Below are 24126 nucleotides of genomic sequence, written 5' to 3' on the forward strand. Positions count from 1 at the left end.
GGGGGCGATATGTAGAAATCGTTACAAACGATGGTACAAATTGCGGTAGACTACAAAGCTGGCATTGATATTCACCTTCATGAAGGAGGCGAAACTGGCTTAAAGGCCATTCGCCGCCTGGCAGATCTGACTGAGGAAGCTGGCTTACAGGGCAAGGTAACAATTAGCCACGCATTCTCACTCGCCTCATTAACGGCAGGCGCAGATGTTGAAAGGGCAAACCGCCTTGCCACGTTAGGCATCTCAATTGCTAGCCAATTAGTATAGAAAAAATTTATTAAACGGATGTCAGTTTGTAGCTGTTGTTTTTTGATCCGGCGCTAAAAAAAGATTAGTGCCGGCTTTTTATTTCTTTTCAATCGTGGTTCGGTAGATTTGTGTATACATACTATCTTGAGCAATATTTTCGAGAAAAAAATCTCCAATTAATTTCAGGTACTCCTCATCATCAAACATTTTTTTATTTTGTAATTCCATTTCTGCTAAACCTTCGTAAGTTGATAGTAGGGCGTATGTATGATCCTTTCCAGAAACAGGTGTTAATATCTCTACCTTGTGATCATAATTTTCATTCCTGAAATTTTTAATCTCCTTTAAATTTTCAATTCCCTCCTTAAATTTCTCCTGTTTAATGACAAACGTTTGATAAACATAAATAGACATTTTCACACCTCCAATAAATGAGCAAATTTATTTATTACTATTTACTTATTCCCTATGATTATTCATAGTCCTTAACGGCTATTTTTTAGTTTCCATAAATTTATTAAAAGAAATGTGATATTTTTATCACGTCGAAGTGATAAAATAAAACAAATGTTACGAAATGATTAAAACATTTACAGAGCTTTGAAATAAAAATGGAATAGAATAGGAGAATTTATGAAACAATTTTCCATTTGCATGCGTCCAATAGTATATAAATAGGTTATGAATGTTAAAATACGAGAAAAGTTGGGGAAAAAGAGAATGTTTACAAGGTTACTAACAATTTTGCTAGCAGGAAGTTTACTCGGTTTAGTTGGATGCTCGGAACAAACCACGAAAGAAATACAAGCAAAAGCAAAAGCAGCAGAGCAACAACAGAAAGTTGAAAAAGAGAAAAAAGAAATCGAAGCAAAGAAACTGGAAGAAGAGCGGAGAAAAAAGGAAGAAGCAAGGCCTATTTACGTCAATATTATTGACCCCAATACAAAAGGCATTGTTAGAACCTTTAATACGAAGGACTTAGGTTTTGGTAAAGATGAGGAAGGATACAAAGCAGAAATAACGAAAATAACAAGGGAGCTGGCGAGAGGGACAATAGAAACACAGGGGTACGACCAAAGAATGACTCTCGATCGGCTGGATGCAAACGGTCAGGTGATAAAAGGAACACCGCAAACCATCCTTGATGAAGCGGAGTTAACTGATAAGATTATGCAGATTTCAGCTAAGGGCGGAGATGTAGAAATTCCATTGTATGTAACTGCGAGCGGCTACCAGCAAGAGGAGGCTGTGCAGCTTGGAGAAGTGGTCATTGCTTCCTACACAACGTATTTTAGTACTGGTGCAGCAGGTAGAAACAAAAATATTTCCCTATCAGCAGAAGCAATCAATAATGTTATTGTCGGAACGGGTGACTCATTTTCGTTTAATTCGACAGTTGGTCCAAGTGATGCCGAGCATGGATACCAGCCTGCAAAGGAAATTATCGATGGTAAATTGGTAGATGGGATTGGCGGAGGCATATGTCAAACATCCTCCACTTTATATAACGCGATTGATCAGGTTGCCGTCAGCTATATTGAAAAGCATAATCACTCCCTGCATGTTGGCTACGTGCCGACGGGAAGGGATGCCACTGTTTCGTATGGCGGCAAGGATTTTAGATTTAAAAATACAACCGGTGTTCCAGTTATCTTGAAAGCAATCGTCAAAAATGGTTCGTTAACGGTTGAGGTAAGAACATCCAAAAACAATCAAAGCCTGATTAAAAAGCGATAGTAATTCGATAGAAAAATCCCTTCATCTGACAGAAGGGATTTTATTTATTATTATATGAATTAATAAATTTCGACTTTGAGAAATGTCCAGCTCCAGCGCCCTAGCGGCTAGTGTCCTTCGCGCTCCGCCCTACGATAAGTCAACATCGAATCGCCTCCGGTTCTTCGTGTTTCCTTTATCTCAGTTGGAGCGCTCCAGGCCATACGCCGCTGATCAGGGCGCTTGCGCTTTTCTTATTTCATCTCTTCCCAATCGGTGTAATGACCGCTGCCTTGGCATCCCGGACATTCGAATGAATTAAAGTAAGCGAATTCATTATAGGGGTAGACGGTATAACCCCGACCCTGGCAATCAGGACATTTCCCTTGGTCTTTCATATTCGTCACATGATTTTGATATCTATTCTCTTTCCACTGATTAAATGAGTTGAGCAGTCCCATTTTCTTCACCTCATCGTTTTTTACTATTATGGGGGAAAAATGGAATATTTATGCTTGAATGTTTCACGGCAATAGAGGGGATTTTGTTGATTAACTTCCATTTGTTTTACATTCCTATTATATTTTTATGATTATTTACTGGTTTTGGTGAAGAGAAAAATACATTTTGAAAGAGAATCTTTAAGTAGAAAGGGAAAAACTATTAGAGGAAAGAGGTGAGTAAATGGCTAAATGGAATGAACAGGCTGCACCGAATAATAATTTACCGCCGAAGACCATAAAGATGGGTGAATTAGTAGGTGAGGAGGCAAAACAAGTGTTTTCCGAAGAACTATCCGACGGCGGCGAACGCGACCAGTACATCGAAAGACAAAGGAATAATTTAAAAATGAAATAATCAAGTAAGAAAAGTGGCGGTGATCTCATCGCCACATTTTTTTCCTTTCTTCTTTACAAAGCATCAAAAGAGTTGTAGAATTTCTATGTACCTAAAAATTCTAGGTAGGTGAAAACATGTTTAACCGTGAATTGGTAAAGGGCAGTACTTCGCTCATCTTACTCCAATTATTAAACGAAAGAGATATGTATGGCTATGAATTGGTCAAGGAGTTAGAAAAACGCAGTGACAATGGCTTAAGTGTAAAAGAAGGAACCCTTTATCCCGCTCTTCATAAGCTTGAGAAGCAGGAATACATCGAATGTTATTGGCAGGAGCAGGAAAAGGGTCCTGCACGAAAGTATTACCAGATTACTGGTGCTGGAAAAGAGCTATTAGGCGAAAAAACCCGTGAATGGCAGGACTTCGTTCAAGTAATGAACAAGGTGATTGGGAGATCAAAGCATGGAACGGCAGAAGAATAGGTTTCTTAAGGAATTAGCTGAAGGTCTTGGAAACCATCAAGATAAAGAAGACATTCTCCTCGAATATGAATCGCATATTAATGAAATTCTGATTGAGTCCTCGGATTGTTCGAATGAAGAGGAAGTGATGAAGCGGATAATTGGAAGACTTGGGAGCCCTGAAGAAATAGCGGAACTCTGGAGAGAAGAACTATCCGTTACACCGAGTAACATGAAATGGTTATTCATCCTATTGAATATTCTTTTTTTCGGTGGAGGAAGTTTATTAACGCTGGCGCATAATCTTTTTCAGTGGGAATGGTTAACAGCCATATGGGGTTATTTAACGGCCATCCCGACCCTGATCGCTTTTTTGTATATGTTCTTTTGGGCTTTACTGGGCTATGAAATAGGGAAGGGCTTTGGACATCGGGGACGAACACTTCTTAGAAATACGTTCTTGCTGTCGCTGATTCCCAATTTACTATTAATGTTCTTAACCGTTTTTCAGATTATCCCGCATTCATGGTTCGCACCGTTACTAACGAAAACGTTTATCATTGCTTGTATCATTTTTACGATTCTCCTATACCCGGTCAGCTGGATTGGGTACCGATGGGGGCGGAAAGCTTCGGTATGAGCAGTTTTTTTTGCCAATATACCTAGTGAAACTATATATGTAGAAAATCTATACAAAAAAGAGGGATGAAATATGGTGACGAATATTGGTAAGAAGGATTGGATCTTTTTAGTTTTATGTTTGGCACTCGGAATTCTTGCAGAAGAATCATTTTTTCATGGACAAATCGGCATCTCCTATATTGTGTTTGTCGTGGCTTTTTATTTGGTGTTTTATTGGCGCAGTCATCGTTTTTCCTTTTCCCATCAACGCTTTGGATATCTTGTTCTTTGCTGTATTTGGCTCCTGTCAGCAAGTTATTTTTTGAACGATAATATGTTGTTTTACGCACTAAATACAATGGTGATACCGGGTCTGATTATTTTTCATCTTGTGTTAATAACAAGTCCGAAAAGTTTCCGATGGAGCCAGCCTGCCTTTGTTATCTTTCTATTAACACGGCTCCTAGAGGCAATAAAATATAATGCCGCTTTTGCTGCTTATTTGGGAAAAGGAATCAATAGAGGTGTGGACGAAGAAAAATTACTTATTTGGAAAAAGGTCTTGATCGGAGTGGTCATTTCCATTCCCGTCCTGGCCGTCGTATTACGGCTTTTAATTACGGCTGATACCGAGTTTGAACGAATCGTTGGAGGCATACCGGATTGGTTCCGGGTGATTGATGGAGAAAGCATGTTTAGACTTATCATTATTCTAATCTACACAGTTGTTTTTTTTGGCTTTATTCAAGTGTTTTTCCAAAAGACGATAAAAGTTTTCAAGCAGGATTTCATCGCTGCGCAAAGTCAGAAGCTTGACTCTATAATTGCGATAACAGTCCTATTTTTAATCAATACGGTCTATGTGTTATTTGTACTCGTACAATTCAAGTATTTCTTTAGTGGAACATTACAGGGAGATTTGACATACGCAGAGTATGCCAGAAAAGGATTTTTTGAACTTTTGTTTGTTACGATGATCAATTTGTCTATTGTCATTGCCGTGGTCACGATGGGTGATCGTGGAAAAAAAGGACTTAAAATGGTATCACAAATTATGCTGACAATTCTTGTCCTTTCCAGTGCTGTGATGCTGTGTTCCGCGTTTTTACGGATGGGCTTGTACGAGGAGGCCTATGGATTTACCTTTACGCGGGTGCTAGTTCACTCCTTTATGATTTTCTTAGCAGTCATATTTACGTACACATTGGTGAAAATTTGGGTGGAAAAACTTTCACTATTTCATTTTTATTTTATCACCTCCTTACTTTATTACACAGCCATAACAGTGATTGACTTGGATCAAATTGTCGTAAAAGAAAATCTGAACCGCTACGAGCAAAGCGGAAAAATTGATATTCAGTATTTAAACAGCCTATCTGCTACAGGTGTGCTTGGCTTGATTGAACTATATGAAAGAGATCAGACGCTTACCGGATTACAAACCATATTACTAGAACGGCAAAAAGAAGCCCGGACCCAGAGCACATCATGGGAATCATTTAACCTAAAAAAAGAGCAGGCGAAGAAAAAATTACAAAGTCTTTCTATTTAAAAGCATCCATTACGATGCTTTTTTCTTTGAAACAAATTGAATGGATCTGCCGTCTAATCATTTTAGGAATATTTAAAAATTAGATGTAAGGAGGGGGAATATTGAAACGGTTTGTCCATTTACTCATCAGAATGATTTTGGTCATAGCTGGTTTTCTGTTTATTTTTAATCTACCTTTAATAGTTGGGATTGGAAAGGATTCAATTGATATTCACTTCAAGACGTTTTGGAAGGTTGTGGTTTCAGATATTAAATTTCTGCTCCAATTTAACGATGCCACGTATTTAGGGTTATTTAAGCAACTGGATATTTCTGAAAGTTATCAATATACTATGACGATTCTATTTGTCAGTCTTGTTGTCATCATCTTCGTTGCCATCATTGCGTCAATCATGATCATGTTGGCGCCGGAAAAGATTAGAAATCGGGTAAAAATCTTCGTCAATTTTTTCGAGGCAGTCCCGGATCTACTCATTATTTTTTTATTTCAGTTTTTTGTCATAACACTGTATAAAGCGACAGGTTTCAAGTTTTTACGTCTTTACGGAATATTTGATACCAAACCATATTTTATTCCCATTATTACGATTTCCTTCCTGCCGCTTTTCTTGCTTTTGCAATTCCTGATTCAACGGATTTCGGAGGAGCAAAATCAGCTTTACGTTCTCTATGTGAAGGCAAAAGGAATGGGCCGGTTAAGGACGCTTCTCGTACATATGATTCCAAATATTTTTTCGTTAATCATTCTACAGCTAAGGACAATCATTTGGGTATTGTTATCAAATATTTATCTTGTCGAATACATGTTCAATATTAGCGGCTTTACTAGGCAATTTGAAAAAATTATTTATCGTGGTGGAGATTTCGCCACACTAATAGCCTGCTTATTGATGTTATCACTTCCATTGATGGCAATGGAAGCGGCAGGATGGCTGATCTCAAAGCGTGTTAAAGGGAAGGAGGCCGTTAGTTTATGAGGCGTTATAAAAAGACGATCATTGGTTCATCCCTGCTGCTGTTTCTATTAATGATGAGTTTTTTATACCCCTATTATGGTCCTGCGGATTTCAATCAACAAATATTAGTAAAAGATGAATTAGGAAAAGTAATTGCCAGGGCTCCGTTCCCACCATCAGAAACACATTGGTTAGGGACTTCCCGCAATGGAGAGGATTTGCACTGGGTTCTCCTTTACGGGGCTAAATTTACGTTACTTACAGCATTTATTGTGGCTTTTCTTAGGGTGATGATTGGCGGTATATTTGGCCTGTTTTTGTCTCTTTGGGCACCAAATTTAAAAAGTTATTTTAAAGACTTTTTCTTAACGATGCGATATATTCCGTCCATCTTACTTGCGATTATTTTGATGATCCCAATTGTTGGGGCTCCAAATGATGCGAATATCACTTCTATTGTTACTTATCAGCTTTTCGTTTTAGTGTTTATCGGATTTCCATCGGTTGCTCTTTTTGCCTCTGATATTACTGACGAATTACTGAACACATCGTTCGTCCAAAGCTCAGTTTTAATGGGAGCGGGTAAATTTCATATTATTAAAAGGCAATTGCTGCCTTACATGCGTTCCTACGGTCTTTTATTTACCGTTCAACAGATCCTAAGCACTTTGCAGATAACTATGCAGCTTAGTATTTTTGAGCTTTTTCTTGGGGGAATGAACCGGGCCGGGATTTTTGGTTATGATGATCCAACAGGCAAAGTAAAGCATGCCTCATTATCACAGGAGTGGGCGGGATTAATTGGCCAAAATTTTACTGAGTTCGCGCTTTCCCCCTGGATCGTCTTCACCCCGGTTATGGGCTTCTTTTTAGTGATTTTGATTGTGAATATGATGAAGAAAGAGCTGGAAGAAAATATCAATGGTTCGGATATAAGGAAGATGAAAGCGAAAAAGAAGAAGTATGTACATGTGATTCCTGAAACTTCGTCGAGAGGTGATTTTGTTCTTGTTAATCAAGAAAGGGTAAAAGCATAATGTCTGCATGATAAAATTATGTCTTCCGAAATTTTTGGAAATAAAAAGCAGGGCCGAGAAAAAAATGGTCCTGCTTTAAAAGAAAATGCCTTAGTCACCGCTAAACATATCAAAAATACCCCGTGCGACACTGCCTTCATCTTTGCTGCCGCCGCGGGAAGGGGCTGCTGCAAATACCCGGCTGGCTAGACGGCTAAATGGAAGTGATTGGATCCACACTGAACCAGGGCCGCGCAATGTCGCAAAGAACAGACCTTCGCCGCCGAACAAAGCCGTTTTAACGCCTTTTACAAATTCAATATCATATTGAACATTGCTCGTCATCGCCACCAAACATCCCGTATCAACCCGTAAGGTTTGGCCAGGGAGCAGTTCCTTTTTCGTTATCGTTCCGCCGGCATGGACAAAACACATTCCGTCCCCTTCAAGCTTTTGCATGATAAAGCCTTCACCGCCAAAGAAGCCAACTCCGATTTTTCGTTGGAACTCTATGCCCACCTGCACGCCTTTTGCAGCAGCAAGGAAGGCATCCTTTTGGCAAATGATTTTTCCGCCCAGCATACTTAAATCCATCGGAATGATCTTCCCTGGATATGGTGAGGCAAACGATACGTGCTTCTTACCCATTCCAGTATTCGTAAACGTAGTCATGAATAAGCTTTCACCTGTAATAACCCGCTTACCGGCACTGAATAATTTACCCATCAATCCGCTTCCGCCGCTGCCCGACCCATCACCGAAGATGGTCTCCATTTGTATATCATCATCCATCATCATAAAGCTGCCGGCCTCGGCTACGACCGTCTCTTGCGGATCAAGCTCCACTTCTACAAACTGCATATCATCGCCATAAATTTTGAAATCAATTTCGTGGTTATTCATTCCAACCCCTCCATTTATTATGTAACAGCCTGTCTTCATTATAAAAAACTCAGGAAAAAAGTGCTAATTTTAAGAAAAGCGTAAGCGCCCTGGTCAGCGGCGTATGGCCTGGAGCACTCCAACTGAGATAAAGGAAACACGAAGAGCCGGAGGCGATTCGATGTTGACTTATCGTAGGGCGGAGTGTGAAGGACACTAGCCGCTAGGGTGCTGGAGCTGGACAATTCTCAAAGTCGAAAATTATAAATTCATAACTATAAAAAAAAGACGTCTGTTTTCACAGACGTCTTTTGCGTATTGAGGCGAAGAACCACACTCCACATAGTGTGCTCCTTAAAGGAATGTTCCTCGGCTTACACAACTCAGCTCATCGCTTAGCTATTATAACACTATCGTGCTCAAAGAAACAAGTGAAATATTTAAAACAAAACGCTTGCTAATGGTTCTCTATTATTGTATATTCAAATAATCAGATATACACAATTAAGAAGATAAGAAGGGTGATTATGTTTACTGACAAAAGGTTCCATCATTATTCCTTAAGTAGCCTGCCAAAAGATCTCCTTGCAGGCGTGATTGTTGGGGTCATCGCGATTCCACTTGGCATGGCATTCGCCATTGCTTCAGGGGTGAAGCCTGAGTATGGAATCTACACGACCGTTGTTGCAGGGATTCTCATCTCCTTTTTTGGCGGCTCAAAGTATCAAATAGGCGGCCCAACCGGGGCTTTCATCCCGATTTTGTTTGGGATTGTCATGACTTACGGCTATGAAAATTTACTCATTGCCGGATTTATGGCGGGAATTATCCTGCTGTTAATGGGAATATTTAAACTGGGATCCTTAATCAAGTATATTCCTAGACCAGTAACCATTGGATTCACAACCGGCATAGCGGTAACAATTTTCACAGGGCAGATTGATAGCTTCCTAGGTTTACAGGGAATAAAGAAGCATGAGGAATTTATAAGAAACATTCAAGAATTGGTTGTCCATATGAACACAACCAGCATTTATAGTGTGGTGACAGGGGCGATTTGTTTAGCAACGATCATCCTGACGCCAAAAATTGCCCCAAAAGTCCCGGGACCGCTTATTGGCTTAATTGTTTCCACCCTGACTGCGACACTGTTTTTTCCGGGTCAGGTCGCAACAATTGGAACGGCTTATGGTGAAATTCCAAGTTCGTTACCCAAACTCCATATCCCGGACATTAATATTGAAATAATCATAAAACTTATTAAACCGGCGTTTGTTATTGCCATGCTTGGCGGGATTGAGTCCCTGCTTTCAGCAGTCGTGGCAGATGGGATGACCAACAGTAAGCATAACAGCAACAAAGAATTAGTCGGTCAGGGGATTGCCAACATGATTACGCCTCTTTTTGGCGGAATTCCAGCGACAGGTGCAATTGCCCGGACGGCAACAAATATAAAAAATGGAGCCGTATCACCCTTCTCTGGTGTGATTCATGGAGTAGTAGTATTGCTCGTCCTAGTGTTTTTTGCACCCTATGCCTCTTATATTCCATTGGCGAGTATGGCCCCAATCCTAATGGTAGTGGCATGGAACATGAGTGAGAGAAAAGTATTTGCCCATATTTTAAAAACAAAATCAACAGACTCATTAGTACTTGTTGTTACGTTTTTATTAACTGTTTTTGTCAATTTGACCATGGCGGTCCAAGTCGGACTGATCATGTCCGCTATTCTCTTTGCCAAGAGAATGAGTGATGTAATGGTGACTGAAAAGGTATTGCCGAACCCTCGGACCAAGCATGAAAAGGTTGAGACAGGCATGGTTTCAGATACACATGATTGTCCGCAAATCAGCATTTTTAACGTGGAGGGGCCGTTGTTTTTTGGAGCAGCTCTGACGTTCGAAGAAACAATCATGAATACGATCAATTATCGTCCAAAAATACTTTTGCTAAGAATGGGCAGAGTCCCTTTTATCGATACCACTGGTGAAGCGAATTTAACGCGGATTGTTCATCACTTTTCGAAAAATGGTATAGTATTGATATCGGGATTAAATCCGCAGCCTGAAAATGTATTGAAAAAAACAGGACTCTATGAGCTAATCGGCAAGGAACATTTCTTTGAACATACAGGAGAAGCCATTCAATTTGCGCTTTCTCAAATTAATCAGAACAAGTGTCTGGGCTGTAAACATTTTGCCTTTAGGGAGTGCAAACAACTCTCGGCTCAAGAAGGAGTGGAAGGGAGCAGGAAAAAGCTTACCGCTACCTTCTAGGGATAGGAAAGGAGCTGTTGAATTGAATTTAGAAATGCAGCGATTTAAAGCAGATTTTTTTAAAGCATTAGCGCATCCGTTAAGGATACGGATTTTAGAGCTGCTGGCAGAAGGGGATAAAAATGTTAACGAAATCCAAACCCTTGTGGGCAGTGAGGGATCAGCTGTTTCGCAGCAGCTAACGATTCTTCGAGCGAAGAATATTGTTACTGGTACAAAAGAAGGAAACAAAGTCATTTACACATTAAAGGATCCGATGATTATCGAGTTACTAGCGGTGGCAAAACAAATTTTTAACAATCATCTTGTAGACACAATCACTATCCTAGATAAATTTAAAGAGGATGAGGAAGAACCAATGTTGCCGAAGAATTAAATTCTTCGGTTTTTTCTATTTGAAAGGTGAAAAAGAGATAATTGTTATATTATGGAATTTATCATTTTTTTGTAATAATTAGGCCGTTTTTTCGCAGAAAAATAGACTACTATTATGGTAGGAGTACGAGATATAGAAATTTTAGGAAGGTGATTGAATATGTATGATTTAGTATTGCTGCATCCTCCTACCGTTTACGATTTCCGCGAAGAAATGCTATTTACCGGGCCGATTAGCGACGTTGTTCCATCTTCACCTGTATTTGAAATGTACCCGATTGGGTTAACAAGCATTGGGGATTATTTAGAGCGTTTTGGTCTAAAAGTAAAGATTATCAATATTGCCAATCGTATGCTGCTAAATCCCAAATTTGATGTTGAGAAGAAAATCAAAAAAGTGAAGACCAAGGCGTTTGGGATTGACCTCCTCTGGCTCCCGCATGCACACGGCAGTGTGGAACTTGCAAAGATTGTAAAGAAGTATCATCCCAATACACCGGTTATGTTTGGCGGATTATCCAGCACCTATTTCCATAAGGAGCTCATTGAATATCCGTGTATCGATTTCGTAATGAGAGGAGATACCACCGAAAAGCTGGTCTTGATGCTGTTAAATAAATTGGAAAAGAACGAAACAGACCATTTTTTTGATATACCAAACCTAACATGGAAAACGGGAGAAAACTATCATTATAATGAAATGACGTATGTCCCTGATAGTCTGGATGACTTTAATTTACCCGGATACCGTTACATCATCCGATCGGTATTTAAGTATTTTAATCTGTTAGACCCGCTGCCATACAAAGGGTGGCTGCAGTACCCGAATACAGCCATCCTGACATCAAAGGGCTGCACGTACAATTGTTTAATTTGCGGCGGTTCCAAAGATGCATATGAACTTAACTGTAATCGAAAAAAACTGGTGATGCGCTCCCCGAAGAAAATGCTGGAGGATATCGTGCTCATTCAACGATTTACCAGGGCACCCATTTTCCTTTTAAATGATATCAGACAGGGTGGCAAAGAGTACGTAGATGAATTCCTAACTGGCTTGGAAAAAATCGATTTGAAGAACGAAATTGTTTTTGAATTATTCAATTATGCAGACGAAGAATTTTTCAAGCGGTTAAACAAAGCAATGCCCAAATATAGTATTGAGCTGACGCTGGAATCTGCAGATGAAGATATCCGGAAATATAATGGCAAACTGCCATGCACAAATGCCAAAGTAATTGAAATGCTGCAATTTGCGCTAAAACATGGCTGTGCCAAAATCGATTTATTCTTTATGACGGGTATCCCTAATCAAGACTATGACAGTGCCATACGGAATGTTGACCTTTGTGAAATTATTCACAAAGAATGTGGCGGAGATTTACGAATTTCATACTTTGTTGCCCCGCTCTCGCCATTTCTTGACCCAGGAAGCCCAGCCTTCGAAAATCCGGAAAAATACGGCTATAAAAAATTCTGCCATCGGCTGGAAGATTTCCGCGAGGCAATGAAGCAGCCATCTTGGAAAAATATGCTGAGTTACGAAACGAACAAAATGACAAGGGAGGAGATCGTTAGAGCCACTTATGATTCGGCCTTGAAACTAAACGAATTTAAATATAAGAATAAGATTGTACCAAAGGACGTTCATGATGAAGTAGCGGTGAAGATCGAAAAATCAGTCGAATTTCTTAAACGATTAGACGAATTGGCACTTTTACCGGATGATGTACGGAAGGTAGAAATGGTAAAAATTAAAGAAGAGGTAGACAAAATCAATCGACATAGTATCTGCGGTAAGAATGAACTGAAATGGGAGGTTAAAAAGCTATTTGCCGACTTCCCTTCCTTAACCTATATCGGTTTGGAATTACTGGTGAAGGACATCAAAAAGAATATAAAATGCCGTTTTGGAAAAATTGATCGAAATAGTGTAGTGAGCCCAAATACACAGAGTGGAAATATAGAAAAGTAATGGGGAAAAGAGACTTCATTTCCATTATCCAGGATTTTGACCTATATTTTTCAACAAAATGCGACAAGTGACTGATAACGTTTGCATTTAGATGCTTAAATAATGATGAATTTGCAATGGTTTTATGGCGAAAATGTAGAATTATGTAGGTCTCTGTCACCCTTGTGTTACTTGACTTTCAGGCTTAAAAATGTTAAATTTTAGACAGCCGTTGCACGAGATTATATTTATATTTCAAGCTTGTTCAAAATTTTGTTTTAACCAATGTTTGGATAAGAAAATGAAGGTAAAGCTATCACGTTGTAATTTGGTGAATTTTACACACGGCTTAGATTTTAAGCCAATAGGAGGATTTTTTTACATGAAAAACGGTAAAGTAAAATGGTTTAATTCAGAAAAAGGTTTCGGATTCATCGAAGCTGAAGACGGAAACGACGTATTCGTTCATTATTCTGCAATCCAAACTGAAGGTTTCAAAACTTTAGAAGAAGGTCAAGAAGTATCTTTCGAAGTAGTTGAAGGAGCTCGTGGACCTCAAGCTGCTAACGTAACTAAGAAGTAATTCTGACAAACTCTAATTATAACAGCCCGGCCAATGTGCCGGGCTGTTTTTTACTTCTAATATATGAATTTATTAGTTTCGACTTTGAAAAATGTCTAGCTCCAGCGCCCTAGCGGCTAGTGTCCTTCGCACACCGCCCTACGATAAGTCAACATCGGTTCGCTATGCTCACCGTGTTTCCTTTATCTCAGTTGGAGTGCTCCAGGCCATACGCCGCTGACCAGGGCGCTTACGCTTTTCTTTCTAAACATGCTGTTTTTGTTATGATTTCCCGGCTCATGATTAATCCTATTTTGGTATACTAGTAGTATTGAAAAGTGAAGAAATAAAAATAGAGGTGATGCAGATGAAATTTATCCATACAGCTGACTGGCATTTAGGGAAGCTAGTTCATGGTGTCTATATGACAGAGAATCAACGTGAAGTTCTTGAGCAATTCACTGCCATTGTCGCTGAAGAGAAGCCGGACGCAGTGATTATTGCCGGTGACCTTTATGACCGTTCTGTGCCGCCGACAGATGCCGTTGAACTGCTTGATGAAATCCTTTTTAAAATCAATGTGGAGTTGGAGACACCAATTGTGGCAATCGCCGGAAATCATGACAGTGCGGAGAGGCTTTCGTTTGGCAGCTCGTGGTACAAGCACAGCCAGTTCTATCTTTCAGGAAAACTCACAAACAGCTTCAAGCCTGTTAAAATTGGCGGCGTAAATTTTTACCTGGTTCCTTACGCTGAGCCTGGCGTCGTCCGTCAACTTCTAGAGGATGACTCCATCCATTCCCATCAAGACGCAATGAAGGCCCTGATCGGCAAAATGGAAGATTCTATGAATGTAAATGAACCAAACGTTTTGGTTGGCCATGCCTTTGTATTAGGAGGTCAAACCTCTGATTCTGAACGAGTATTATCGGTTGGCGGTTCTGGGTGTGTAGGGGCCGAATTGTTCGCACCATTTTCCTATACCGCACTTGGCCATTTGCACAGTCCCGATGCCATTAACCACGAAAAGGTAAAATATTCAGGCTCACTCTTAAAGTATTCTTTTTCGGAAGCGAAACATAGAAAGTCCATCTCCATTATTGAAATGGATGAGAAAGGGAACTTTACTCACCGCTATCGCTCGTTGACACCAAAGCATGACATGCGTGAGCTTGAAGGCTATTTGGATCAGCTGCTTGACCCCCAATTTTATGAAAAAGAACGGCTGCATGATTATTTAAAAATTACCTTGCTGGACGAAGGAGCGTTAATCGATCCAATCAATAAATTACGCCAGGTTTACCCCCATGTCCTCCACCTAGAACGAAAAATGGATTTGACCGATTTGAAGAAAAAACAGTCTTTTCATGCCCTTCGGAGTGAGAAAAAGTCAGAGATTGAACTGTTTGAACAATTTTACGGGGAAATGACCACTTCTGATTTTACATTAGATAAAAAAGAGGTCATGGCAGAAATAATAGACAAAGTGCTGCGGGAGGGGAACGCACGATGAAACCGTTAAAACTGACGATGCAGGCGTTCGGTCCTTATGCCGGTACAGAGGAGGTTGATTTTACCCAGCTCGGCAATCGAACAATGTTTGTGATTTCGGGGAAAACTGGCTCAGGTAAGACGACAATCTTCGATGCAATTAGTTATGCGATATATGGAAAGGCGAGCGGGGAAGATCGAAATGGTCCCGAACTTCGCAGTCAATTTGCCTCCGATGACTTGTTAACAGAGGTCTCGCTTGATTTTTCGCTGCGAAATAAGGTTTATTCCATCACCAGATTGCCCCAGCAACTGAAGAAGAAAGAAAAAGGCGATGGCTATACTCAGCTTGGTGCGAAAGCTGAGTTATATATATGGGATGAAGACGGAAAGAAAAAACTGCTCGCTTCAAAAATAAGTGATGTAGAGGAAAAAATAAAGGAAATCATGTTGATTGATGCGAATCAATTCCGTCAAATCTTAATGATTCCTCAGGGTGAATTCCGCAAATTGTTAACATCTGACAGTAAGGATAAAGAATTGATTTTACAGCGCCTGTTCCATACCCAGCTGTATAAAATGGTCGAGGATAAGTTGAAGGATGAAGCGACAGAGCTAAAAAAGTCTGTTGAAGACCAAGTACAGTCGCGTAATGAAGCGATTCGACGTATTCAAGCTGAAACGAATCAGGAACTTCAGGAATACCTGAATGCGGGCAGTGAAAATGACACCATCATCATGCCGCTTTTACAAGCCGAAATTATTGTGATGGGTGAAATGCTCGAACAATTGAATAGCAATTATAAGGACAAGCTTCATGAGCAGGACCGGTTAAAGGGGCAGCTGTTTGAAGCGGAAGCAATTGTAAAACAACTGCAAATGAAAGAAGATTTGAAGAGTCAAAAAGAGCGGCTTGAAACTCAAAAGGATGTTTTTGTTGAAAAAGTGCAGCAAGTGCAAATGGCACAGAAGGCTGTGTTGTTGGCGAAACAGGAAGAGCTTTGCCATCGCTTAAAGCGGGATGCTGATAAGCTGACAGCAGATGTTCAAACAATAAAGATGAAAATAGCCGAACTGGAGGACCTCGCCAAACAGCAGGAACTGCAGCTGCAAAAAGAGCTGGAACGCGAAGACAAAAGACAAGCTGCTCTTGCTGAAGTGAATGATCTGGCTAAAATCAAAGATGATGTTTATTCGTATACTTCTCTGGTAAAGGAAACGGCAGTGAAGGGCGCACTTTTGAAAACGGCTAAGGAGAGACTGCAAAAGGCTGAAGGAAAAGCGGGGCAAAATGATGAAATGCTGAAATCCCTGCAGCTGCAAAAGGCCGAGATTGAAAAAGGGCAGTTAACCTATTTAGAAAATGAAAGACATGTTGAAAGACTGCAAGCGGAACTTGAACGTTTTGAAAAATATGAGACTTTACTTATCCGCCATCAAACGGCGCAGGAAAATCTTAAACTAGTTTCTGCCCGGTTTGATAATACAGCAGCTAGATTTATGGATGCAAAAGCACTTGTAGAGGACTTGGAGAATAAATGGCTTCATGGGCAGGCCTCACTTTTAGCATCCAAACTGAAATCGGGGGAAGCATGCCCGGTTTGCGGTTCCGAGCACCATCCAACACCGGCATTACAGCTGGATGAAAGCATACCAAGTGAACAGGATATGAAGGCGGCAAAAGAGCAGGCTGCCAAATGGGAGAAGGAAAAATCCGCGGATGAAGCAAAGCTATACCAATGCCAATCAGCAGAAAAGATGCAAGGGGAAGCTCTTGCTGAAATAGAGCGGGAAATTCGCGCTGTTCGGGCTGATTTTACTGAAAATGACTTACAAGATGTTAAAACTGAGACCGTTGCTGCCAAAAACGGGCTATTGCGAATTCAAGCTGACCTGGATCAGAAAATCAAGCTCCTTGGTCAAGTAAAACTAGAAATAGAGAAAAGGGATGCTGAAAAGGTTTCATTACAAAACGCGATTCGTCAATTTTCCACTGAAGTGACAGACTTGACGGTGCAATACACAGAGCAGAAAACAAATTTAACAAGAATGATGAACGTGATTCCCGAGAATTTGCGTTCAGAAACAGAATACGAGAAAGCTATTTTTGCTGCGAAAAATCAGTATGATCAGTTGCTGAAACAGTTGGAAGCAGCACAGAGGAACTTCCAGGCTGTGAAAGAAAAACTGTCTAATGAATCAGCCAGATTGCGGGATGCCGAGAAGCACTTATTCGAAAAAAATCAAGAACTGGATTTAGAACGAGAAATCTTTATTCAAAAATTATCGGAACAGGGCTTTGAAAAATATGGAGCCTATGCAGCTGCAAAACGAACAGATGGAGAAATTCGCAGTCTTGAATCTGAAATCCGCAGTTATCGTGAAGAATTGCGCTCGGTTTCAGACCGTTTGAAAGAATTAACTGAATTGTTAATAGACGTAAAAACACCTGATGTCGATGGGCTAAAACAGGAGCTTGCAAAAATGGGCAGCGAGATTGAAGCCCTTAATCAAAAACGAAATGATCTTTTTGTTAAAAAACGTGATAACGAAGAAATTTATAGCCGTGTTCAGCAATTAAATGAAAGTATGAAAGTGCTTGAGGAACGGTATAAGCTTATTGGCCATCTTTATGAAATAACCAAAGGTCAAAATAATTTCCGAATCACGTTTGAGCGATATGTGCTCGCGGCCTTCTTAGATGATATTTTACGAGAGGCAAATGTCCGTCTGCGAAAAATGACTTCAGGACGCTTTCAATTGCTTAGAAAAACGGATCGCTCAAAAGGAAACGCCCAGAGCGGATTAGAATTGCTTGTCTTTGACCAATACACAGGACAGGAACGCCATGTAAAAACCTTATCTGGCGGGGAAAGCTTCAAAGCGTCCTTATCTTTAGCGTTGGGGCTGGCAGATGTGGTGCAAAACTATGCTGGCGGTGTTTCGTTGGAAACGATGTTTATCGATGAAGGATTTGGTACGCTAGACCCTGAGTCGCTTGACCAAGCCATTGAAGCATTGATGGACATCCAAAGCAGCGGCCGTTTGGTCGGTATTATTTCGCATGTCCCGGAATTAAAAGAGAGAATTGATGTCAGACTCGAAGTTATTTCTGACCAGACCGGCAGTAGAACGGAATTTATGTTTACGAATTAACTCCTTAATCAAAGAGGCAGCGAAATTCATCGAGATGTAATTTCACTGCCTTTTTGTATTTTTTATCTCCTGTATTATTTTAATTCTTTAGCTAGCGCGCGTCCTGCCTGCCGTCCAGTAAACAAGCAGCCGCCGACGAAGGTTCCTTCCAGTGAACGATACCCGTGAATGCCGCCGCCGCCAAACCCGGAAACCTCACCGGCCGCATATAAACCCGGAACGGGGTTTCCAGATGAATCAAGAACTCTCCCAGATAAATCCGTTTGCAGCCCGCCCAGTGTTTTGCGGCTGACGATGTTTAAACGCACTGCGATTAATGGACCCATTTTTGGATCGAGAATTTTATGAGGCGGAGCTACTCTTATCAGCTTGTCACCCAAATAGTTCCGTGCACCGCGCATGGCGGTTATTTGCAGATCTTTCGTAAATTTATTTTCAATCTCTCTGTCTCTTGCAAGAATCAGTCGTTCAATATCGGAGAGGTTTAACAAACTTTCTCCAGTCAGCTTGTTCATTCCTGCAACGAGTTCCGGCAGAGTATTGGCGATAACGAAATCTTCACCCTTTTCCATAAATGCCTTGACGGGTGCTGTTGGACCTGGCAGAACGCGAGCTAATACTTTTTTAATACTCTTTCCGGTTAAGTCGGGATTCTGCTCGGAACCTGATAAAGCAAACTCTTTTTCAATTATTTTTTGCGTTAAAATAAACCACGAATAATCATAGCCAGTCTTCATGATGGCTTCCAGTGTTCCGAGTGTATCGAAACCAGGGAAGTTCGGAGCGGAGAAGCGCTTTCCTGTTGCATCGAGCCATAAGGAAGACGGGCCGGGAAGGATGCGGATACCATGCATGGGCCAAACTGGATTCCAGTTATTAATGCCTTCGGTATAATGCCACATCCGGTCCCGATTGACGATACGGCCGCCAGCCCTCTCCGTAATCGCCAGCATTCGCCCATCCACATGTTCAGGCACACCGGAAATCATATTTTTCGGAGCCGCCCCAAGTCTTGTAGGCCAATTTCTCCGTATGAGTTCGTGGTTGCCGCCGATTCCGCCACTTGTCACTATCACAGCTTGTGCTTGGAATTCAAAGTCGCTGACAACTTCACGAGAACTTGCTTCGCCGCGTGCAGCGGAACTTGGTACAAGAACATCTCCGCGGACACCGACAATCGCGCCATTTTCCTTACGCAACTCATTTACCCGATGGCGGGGGCGATAATCAATCAGGCCATTTGCTATCGCTTTTCGAACCCTGTCTTCGAATGGCTTACAAGACCTGGACCTGTTCCCCAGACAATGTGAAATCTTGGAACAGAGTTGCCGTGCCCTTCAGCCAGATAGCCGCCGCGCTCTGCCCAGCCAACCACTGGGAAAAATCGAACCCCCATGTCATATAGCCATTTGCGTTTTTCACCAGAAGCGAAATCAACGTAGGCCTCTGCCCACTTTTTCCCCCAATAATCTTCGTCGTTCTCACGGTCCCAGCCAGCCGCACCTAACCAATCCTGCCAGGCAAGTTCCCGGGAATCCTTAATACCTATCCTTCGCTGTTCCGGTGAATCGACGAGAAATAATCCGCCAAATGACCACCAAGCCTGTCCACCAAGCGATGCTTCTGGTTCTTGGTCTAAAAGGAGAACGTTCTTTCCGGTATCTGCAAGTTCAGCGGCAGCCACTAAACCTGCGAGGCCGGCACCCACAACAATGACATCATAGTTCAAGCAACTTCCTCCTTTATGTTTTGAAAATTCGGAAAAATAAATATCACTTATTATAGCACGGTTCTTGCTCAATATACGATTTCCTTGTTCTTTAAAAGAATTTTTTGGAAAAAGTGTGATTGATTTATATGTCACATCGTGATATAGTCATAGCAAGACATATTTACTTACGACGTAGTTTTAAACGATGAGGTGAGGTTTTGGACACTGAGAAGGTCTTGAAAAAATATGTACCTATGACAGAAACGGCTTTTTACATTTTGCTTTCGCTTTCGGTACCTCGGCATGGATATGGAATTGTTAAACATGTTGAAGACATAACGAACTCGCGAATTATATTAGGCTCCGGAACTGTTTACGGAACACTGACGAAAATGCAAAAGGATGGAATCATTACGGTATTTGCTGACGAAGAAAGAAAAACAGTGTACGAGGTAACGGAAATCGGAAAAACACTGATTACTGCTGAGATCAAGCGGCTGAAGGAGCTGCATCAGAATGCATTGAAATACGAGGGGGAGTTTTTATGATCAAAAAAGTAATAAGGCCCTTCTGGAGCTATGATGTCCAAAAAACTGAAAAGTGGCTCTCGCATATGGCGGAAAATGGCTTTTTTTTAGAGAAAATCAATCGGATTGCTCGTTGTTTTTATTTTCGGAAAGGGGAGCCAAAAACGTTAACATACCGAATTGGCTTCGATAAAATGCAAGGGGAATCACTAGCAAGTGTGTTAATGAATGAAGGGTGGACCAAGGTTTTGCGTGCAGGCAGCTGGTTTGTCACATCGAATGAAAGGCCGATGGCGCAGATTAAAACCTCGACTGTCCGTGATGGAATCATCAAACACAATCGCATTATTTCCAATATTTTTGGGATTATTCTGTTTTGGTTTTCGATGATACTCATATTTTTTCTTAGTAGTTTCGGGCTCAGTTTACTATCACCAGATTCTCAGGTGGAGGTTGTTGAGAGTCCATACTGGATTTTCACCTATTTATATTTTGCGGTCTTAGTAATTGCATTCGTACTCGCAGTTTATACGGTAATAAAAATTCATCAAACAAATAAAAATCTATTGAATGAAAAAGCAACTACACAAAATACTCTAGGAAAAACTTATTTGAGCAAATCGGAGGAAAAGGAATACAAGCAATCGGGCAGGCTGATTAGAAAGCGAAAGCTAGGTTGGATGTATGCCCCGGATAAGCTGGAACAGTGGCTCGAGAAAATGGAGGATGAGGGATTTAACCTCTATCGTGTGAGTAAAACAGGAACAATATTTTTTTTCCTGAAGGGACATTCGCGGAAAATCAGTTATTGTGCTGATTATCAAAACATTTCCGATGAAAGCTATTTTGACATCCATCAAGATGCCGGCTGGAAGAAGATGTTTGTGTCACTTGGATCATTACAAAAATGGACCATCTGGAGCAGGGAATATCTCAAAGGTGAAATGAAGCCGGTCATTTATAGCGATAAAACGAATCAATTAAAACAAGCAAGAAAAGTCGCAATCGTCTACACTTGCCTCTTCCTGCCACTAATTTTGGTCTATATGGTTAATTTGGGATTGGGTATCGAATTAATTGATGATTATAAACTAGACTCACAACACATTTTTACAATTATTGTGATGGTTTTAGCCATATTGACTTTTGGCAGCTTTTCGGTCAGGACATGGATGTACTATAACCGTTTAAAAAAGCGGATTGGTTGAAATTTTCGTCAAAATGTATAGCTCTGTATGAATCATCCTTAAATGCAGAATAATATGTTCATACATTATTAGGGGTGTTTGAGATGAAAAAAACCACCATTATTTTTTCGGGAATAGTTCTCTTATTGTGCTTTAATTCCCTGAAAAGCCAGGCAGATGAACTGCCAAGATTATCTCCCGATTGTTTAGAAAATATGAAAAATCGAGATATGCAATATAATAAGGCAATCATGAAGGATATTAGTGCCAGCCATGATCTGGACATTTATGATCAAAGCTATATAGAGGTTACGGATCGAGGATTAGATGCTGCTAATATGATTTATGGCGGAAAAGAAATCGATGAATATTATCAATCGCTCCATCAACAATTTATCGTCGCATCCCGAGGTAAACCGACATTGTTTGTAAAACCCGGTGTGGCCTATTTACTTTATAAACAACCGGACAACACGAATGTTGCTGTCCATTTAAAACTTAATGATCTTAAGTGGGAAGTCATAGAAAAGAAAAAGAAAAAAGGGGATGCTATTAAATATAAGTTGTTAAAATGTGAACAAGATTACATGAAGGAAAAGAAAGAATATAACAGCAAAGGTTAATTGAGCTACAATAAGCAATCTGGAGGTAACTTGCATGCCGGAATTTTGTCCAGTTCTTTGGCCGGAAGAACCAACACCGGAAGATCAAATAAATTGCTGTAAATGTGGTCTGGACCAGCATGGTTCACGAATGGTTTGGGGGGAAGGGAATCCAAGCGCCCCCATCATGATTATTTTAGATAATCCGGGAGCCCGCGAAGAACGCGAAGGGAATTCTTTTGTCTGTGGGACAAGACAAACACTGCAGCAGGCTGCTGACGAGGTTGGTTTAACCATGCAAGATTTGTACGTGACTTTTATTTTGAAAAGAAAGCCTGTGCGTGCATATGATAAAGAACGGGTTCGGCAAACGTGCATGATTCACCTTGATCATCAGCTTAAAGAAAAAGATCCAAAGTTAATTTTGTGCCTAGGGAATGTTGCGGTCCAGTCTTTTTTTCAAGATTCTGAAGCAGAGGTAAAGTCACTTCGTGGTGCTATTCATCACGTGAAAGGATATCCAACAGCCGTTGGTTATCATCCATTAGCCGTTCGGCGCCGGCCAAATCTTTGGTCAACATTTGTGGAAGATTGGAAATTAGTTGCAAAACATTACCAAAATCAACTAACATAGAAACATAATTAACTGCGATACTGAGATCGACTAAAGTATCGCTTTTCTATTTTATAGAAACGGAAAGGGGAAGGTCAACATTACAACTATTTTCTTAGTTCGTCATGGTGAAACGGATTGGAATGCTGCTGGCAGAATTCAAGGAAGTACCGATATTCCATTAAATGCGAAAGGCATTCAACAAGCTAAGGAGTGTGGGCAATTCCTGAAACAGTCGTCATGGGATGTAATCATCACAAGTCCACTTAAAAGGGCGAAAGTTACTGCAGAAATCATTAATGAAAATTTGCATATCCCTTTGGTAGAGATGGGGGACTTTAAAGAGAAATTTTTCGGGGATGCAGAAGGGATGACCCTCGAAGAAAGGAGGGCAAAATATCCAGACCATATGTATCCTAATCAAGAAGATGAGGAATCACTGACGAAACGGGTGATGAACGGATTAGAAAAAATAAATCATAACTATCCAAATCAAAAAGTGATCCTCGTTGTACATGGAGCTGTTATTAATTCAATTTTGGCTGAGATCTCGAATGGTGAATTGGGATATGGGAAAACAAGAATACAAAATGCTTGTATCAGTGATATCCATTATCATGAAAATGGTTGGAAAGTTAGGACCTTTAATCAGGTTTCTCATCTATCGCAATAAGATAAATTTGGGTCTGATAGTTTAGTAGACCGAATGAACCAACGGCGATTAATGATTAGTATGAATATTTTTTGTGTGTTATCCAAACAGAGGAGCCAAAGAGATTTAACTAAGGGAGTTTGTATCAAACTCTTGTATAGACCTTCTCTTTTGATCATATCTCTCACGATAGTTACCGCCCGTATATGCTGAAATGGTGCTCCTCCAAAAAGCCTGTGCCGGGTAGTTCCTTTCCACTTGGGTGACGAACCACTTACCAGGAAATAAGCTGAAGATTTGAGTAGCAGCGATTTTTCCATACCCTTTACCTGCATATTTTCGAATGATAAAAAATTCTTGAATGGCGTTTGGCTCTGTTTCTGATGCACTTTCAACGAGTGCGAAGCCAATCAGTTCGTCCTCCTTTTTTATAAAAAAGGGGTGCAGGTTCGGGTTCACCCAAAATGGCGTCAAATCAAACGGCTTATACGAACCATCGTGTTCTAAAGTAATAGCAGATAAATATTGGCTAAAATCATAAATATAATATTGCATTAAATTATGCAAAATATGCTCTTCTTCTTTCATTACTTTCACAAGTTTTATCATTGTGCAACCTCCTATCCTCTTCATTATTTATTAGACAAGATGCGTCAGTTTCCTTTTTTTTTCGAAAAAAAGGATTTTTGTTAGAAGAATCTAATAAAACATTATAGAAATATTCGAGAGG

The 24126-nt window shown here is 40.5% G+C and carries 22 protein-coding genes and 1 pseudogene; 19 read left to right on the top strand and 4 right to left on the bottom strand.

Annotated features, from left to right (window positions below; genetic code table 11):
- Positions 1-30 precede the first annotated feature (30 nt).
- Positions 31-267, top strand: a complete 237-nt coding sequence (locus tag FAY30_RS10150; protein WP_190284860.1) for a hypothetical protein — start codon at positions 31-33, stop codon at positions 265-267.
- A 78-nt stretch (positions 268-345) separates the two neighbouring features.
- Here the strand turns inward: FAY30_RS10150 and FAY30_RS10155 are convergent, their stop codons facing one another.
- Positions 346-663: a hypothetical protein gene (locus FAY30_RS10155; protein ID WP_149869770.1), complete on the bottom strand. Its 318-nt coding sequence runs from the start codon at positions 661-663 to the stop codon at positions 346-348.
- Positions 664-969: 306 nt separating this feature from the next.
- Between FAY30_RS10155 and FAY30_RS10160 the strand changes: the two genes are divergently transcribed.
- From FAY30_RS10160 to FAY30_RS10190, 7 genes are all read left to right on the top strand, one after another.
- Positions 970-1986: a VanW family protein gene (locus FAY30_RS10160; RefSeq protein ID WP_149869771.1), complete on the top strand. Its 1017-nt coding sequence runs from the start codon at positions 970-972 to the stop codon at positions 1984-1986.
- 663 nt (positions 1987-2649) lie between these two features.
- Positions 2650-2823 carry a hypothetical protein gene (locus FAY30_RS27120; RefSeq protein WP_190284861.1) on the top strand — a complete coding sequence of 58 codons (174 nt, stop codon included), beginning with the start codon at positions 2650-2652 and terminating at the stop codon, positions 2821-2823.
- 116 nt (positions 2824-2939) lie between these two features.
- Positions 2940-3287 (top strand): PadR family transcriptional regulator, encoded by a 348-nt coding sequence (locus tag FAY30_RS10170; RefSeq protein WP_149869773.1) that lies wholly within the window; start codon positions 2940-2942, stop codon positions 3285-3287.
- Complete coding sequence (locus tag FAY30_RS10175) at positions 3268-3906, top strand: HAAS signaling domain-containing protein (protein ID WP_149869774.1); 639 nt, start codon at positions 3268-3270, stop codon at positions 3904-3906. Before FAY30_RS10170 ends, FAY30_RS10175 begins: the two co-directional genes overlap by 20 nt.
- 72 nt (positions 3907-3978) lie before the next feature.
- Positions 3979-5439 carry a DUF4153 domain-containing protein gene (locus FAY30_RS10180; RefSeq protein ID WP_149869775.1) on the top strand — a complete coding sequence of 487 codons (1461 nt, stop codon included), beginning with the start codon at positions 3979-3981 and terminating at the stop codon, positions 5437-5439.
- A 101-nt stretch (positions 5440-5540) separates the two neighbouring features.
- Positions 5541-6416 (top strand): ABC transporter permease subunit, encoded by an 876-nt coding sequence (locus FAY30_RS10185; protein ID WP_149869776.1) that lies wholly within the window; start codon positions 5541-5543, stop codon positions 6414-6416.
- The gene (locus tag FAY30_RS10190) at positions 6413-7432 is read left to right on the top strand and encodes a hypothetical protein (protein WP_149869777.1); all 1020 of its coding nucleotides are present in this window, start codon (positions 6413-6415) and stop codon (positions 7430-7432) included. Before FAY30_RS10185 ends, FAY30_RS10190 begins: the two co-directional genes overlap by 4 nt.
- A 90-nt stretch (positions 7433-7522) precedes the next feature.
- On the opposite strand, the gene FAY30_RS10195 is transcribed toward FAY30_RS10190, so the two are convergent.
- Complete coding sequence (locus FAY30_RS10195; RefSeq protein ID WP_149869778.1) at positions 7523-8314, bottom strand: TIGR00266 family protein; 792 nt, start codon at positions 8312-8314, stop codon at positions 7523-7525.
- A gap of 506 nt (positions 8315-8820) precedes the next feature.
- Between FAY30_RS10195 and FAY30_RS10200 the strand changes: the two genes are divergently transcribed.
- The 6 genes from FAY30_RS10200 (at position 8821) to FAY30_RS10225 (ending at position 18104) form a co-directional block, all read left to right on the top strand.
- A complete protein-coding gene (locus FAY30_RS10200) occupies positions 8821-10569 on the top strand; it encodes a SulP family inorganic anion transporter (protein WP_149869779.1) in 1749 nt (582 codons plus the stop codon).
- A gap of 22 nt (positions 10570-10591) precedes the next feature.
- On the top strand, positions 10592-10945 hold the full coding sequence (locus FAY30_RS10205; RefSeq protein ID WP_149869780.1) for an ArsR/SmtB family transcription factor: 354 nt from the start codon (positions 10592-10594) through the stop codon (positions 10943-10945).
- Between the two features lie 159 nt (positions 10946-11104).
- Positions 11105-12916 carry a TIGR04190 family B12-binding domain/radical SAM domain protein gene (locus FAY30_RS10210; protein ID WP_149869781.1) on the top strand — a complete coding sequence of 604 codons (1812 nt, stop codon included), beginning with the start codon at positions 11105-11107 and terminating at the stop codon, positions 12914-12916.
- A gap of 361 nt (positions 12917-13277) precedes the next feature.
- The gene (locus FAY30_RS10215; protein ID WP_007083969.1) at positions 13278-13478 is read left to right on the top strand and encodes a cold-shock protein; all 201 of its coding nucleotides are present in this window, start codon (positions 13278-13280) and stop codon (positions 13476-13478) included.
- Positions 13479-13824: 346 nt separating this feature from the next.
- A complete protein-coding gene (locus FAY30_RS10220; protein ID WP_149869782.1) occupies positions 13825-14970 on the top strand; it encodes an exonuclease SbcCD subunit D in 1146 nt (381 codons plus the stop codon).
- Entirely contained in the window at positions 14967-18104 is a 3138-nt protein-coding gene (locus FAY30_RS10225; protein ID WP_149869783.1) for an AAA family ATPase, read from the top strand. Before FAY30_RS10220 ends, FAY30_RS10225 begins: the two co-directional genes overlap by 4 nt.
- 74 nt (positions 18105-18178) lie before the next feature.
- Here FAY30_RS10225 and FAY30_RS10230 read toward each other — a convergent pair.
- Positions 18179-19833 (bottom strand): annotated as a pseudogene (locus FAY30_RS10230) (FAD-binding dehydrogenase).
- 200 nt (positions 19834-20033) lie between these two features.
- On the opposite strand from FAY30_RS10230, the gene FAY30_RS10235 reads away from it, so the two are divergent.
- The 5 genes from FAY30_RS10235 to FAY30_RS10255 all read left to right on the top strand — a co-directional run bounded on the left by FAY30_RS10235 (position 20034) and on the right by FAY30_RS10255 (position 23417).
- A complete protein-coding gene (locus FAY30_RS10235) occupies positions 20034-20363 on the top strand; it encodes a PadR family transcriptional regulator (RefSeq protein WP_190284862.1) in 330 nt (109 codons plus the stop codon).
- Positions 20360-21550, top strand: coding sequence for a DUF2812 domain-containing protein (locus FAY30_RS10240; protein WP_149869784.1), 1191 nt, complete (start codon positions 20360-20362; stop codon positions 21548-21550). Before FAY30_RS10235 ends, FAY30_RS10240 begins: the two co-directional genes overlap by 4 nt.
- An 83-nt stretch (positions 21551-21633) precedes the next feature.
- Entirely contained in the window at positions 21634-22152 is a 519-nt protein-coding gene (locus FAY30_RS10245) for a hypothetical protein (protein WP_149869785.1), read from the top strand.
- A 34-nt stretch (positions 22153-22186) separates the two neighbouring features.
- Positions 22187-22765: a uracil-DNA glycosylase gene (locus FAY30_RS10250; protein ID WP_149869786.1), complete on the top strand. Its 579-nt coding sequence runs from the start codon at positions 22187-22189 to the stop codon at positions 22763-22765.
- A gap of 79 nt (positions 22766-22844) precedes the next feature.
- Positions 22845-23417, top strand: coding sequence for a histidine phosphatase family protein (locus FAY30_RS10255; RefSeq protein WP_149869787.1), 573 nt, complete (start codon positions 22845-22847; stop codon positions 23415-23417).
- Between the two features lie 105 nt (positions 23418-23522).
- Here FAY30_RS10255 and FAY30_RS10260 read toward each other — a convergent pair whose 3' ends face one another.
- Positions 23523-24005, bottom strand: a complete 483-nt coding sequence (locus FAY30_RS10260) for a GNAT family N-acetyltransferase (RefSeq protein ID WP_149869788.1) — start codon at positions 24003-24005, stop codon at positions 23523-23525.
- Positions 24006-24126 lie beyond the last annotated feature (121 nt).

The sequence above is a fragment of the Bacillus sp. S3 genome, from assembly GCF_005154805.1.
GTDB lineage: Bacteria > Bacillota > Bacilli > Bacillales > Cytobacillaceae > Neobacillus.

What these genes read in the sequence shown, in the direction of transcription:
- FAY30_RS10150 (WP_190284860.1), top strand. Translation starts at nt 31, where the DNA reads ATGGTACAAATTGCGGTAGACTACAAAGCTGGCATTGATATTCACCTT.
- FAY30_RS10155 (WP_149869770.1), bottom strand. Translation starts at nt 663, where the DNA reads ATGTCTATTTATGTTTATCAAACGTTTGTCATTAAACAGGAGAAATTT.
- FAY30_RS10160 (WP_149869771.1), top strand. Translation starts at nt 970, where the DNA reads ATGTTTACAAGGTTACTAACAATTTTGCTAGCAGGAAGTTTACTCGGT.
- FAY30_RS27120 (WP_190284861.1), top strand. Translation starts at nt 2,650, where the DNA reads ATGGCTAAATGGAATGAACAGGCTGCACCGAATAATAATTTACCGCCG.
- FAY30_RS10170 (WP_149869773.1), top strand. Translation starts at nt 2,940, where the DNA reads ATGTTTAACCGTGAATTGGTAAAGGGCAGTACTTCGCTCATCTTACTC.
- FAY30_RS10175 (WP_149869774.1), top strand. Translation starts at nt 3,268, where the DNA reads ATGGAACGGCAGAAGAATAGGTTTCTTAAGGAATTAGCTGAAGGTCTT.
- FAY30_RS10180 (WP_149869775.1), top strand. Translation starts at nt 3,979, where the DNA reads ATGGTGACGAATATTGGTAAGAAGGATTGGATCTTTTTAGTTTTATGT.
- FAY30_RS10190 (WP_149869777.1), top strand. Translation starts at nt 6,413, where the DNA reads ATGAGGCGTTATAAAAAGACGATCATTGGTTCATCCCTGCTGCTGTTT.
- FAY30_RS10195 (WP_149869778.1), bottom strand. Translation starts at nt 8,314, where the DNA reads ATGAATAACCACGAAATTGATTTCAAAATTTATGGCGATGATATGCAG.
- FAY30_RS10200 (WP_149869779.1), top strand. Translation starts at nt 8,821, where the DNA reads ATGTTTACTGACAAAAGGTTCCATCATTATTCCTTAAGTAGCCTGCCA.
- FAY30_RS10210 (WP_149869781.1), top strand. Translation starts at nt 11,105, where the DNA reads ATGTATGATTTAGTATTGCTGCATCCTCCTACCGTTTACGATTTCCGC.
- FAY30_RS10215 (WP_007083969.1), top strand. Translation starts at nt 13,278, where the DNA reads ATGAAAAACGGTAAAGTAAAATGGTTTAATTCAGAAAAAGGTTTCGGA.
- FAY30_RS10220 (WP_149869782.1), top strand. Translation starts at nt 13,825, where the DNA reads ATGAAATTTATCCATACAGCTGACTGGCATTTAGGGAAGCTAGTTCAT.
- FAY30_RS10225 (WP_149869783.1), top strand. Translation starts at nt 14,967, where the DNA reads ATGAAACCGTTAAAACTGACGATGCAGGCGTTCGGTCCTTATGCCGGT.
- FAY30_RS10240 (WP_149869784.1), top strand. Translation starts at nt 20,360, where the DNA reads ATGATCAAAAAAGTAATAAGGCCCTTCTGGAGCTATGATGTCCAAAAA.
- FAY30_RS10245 (WP_149869785.1), top strand. Translation starts at nt 21,634, where the DNA reads ATGAAAAAAACCACCATTATTTTTTCGGGAATAGTTCTCTTATTGTGC.
- FAY30_RS10250 (WP_149869786.1), top strand. Translation starts at nt 22,187, where the DNA reads ATGCCGGAATTTTGTCCAGTTCTTTGGCCGGAAGAACCAACACCGGAA.
- FAY30_RS10260 (WP_149869788.1), bottom strand. Translation starts at nt 24,005, where the DNA reads ATGATAAAACTTGTGAAAGTAATGAAAGAAGAAGAGCATATTTTGCAT.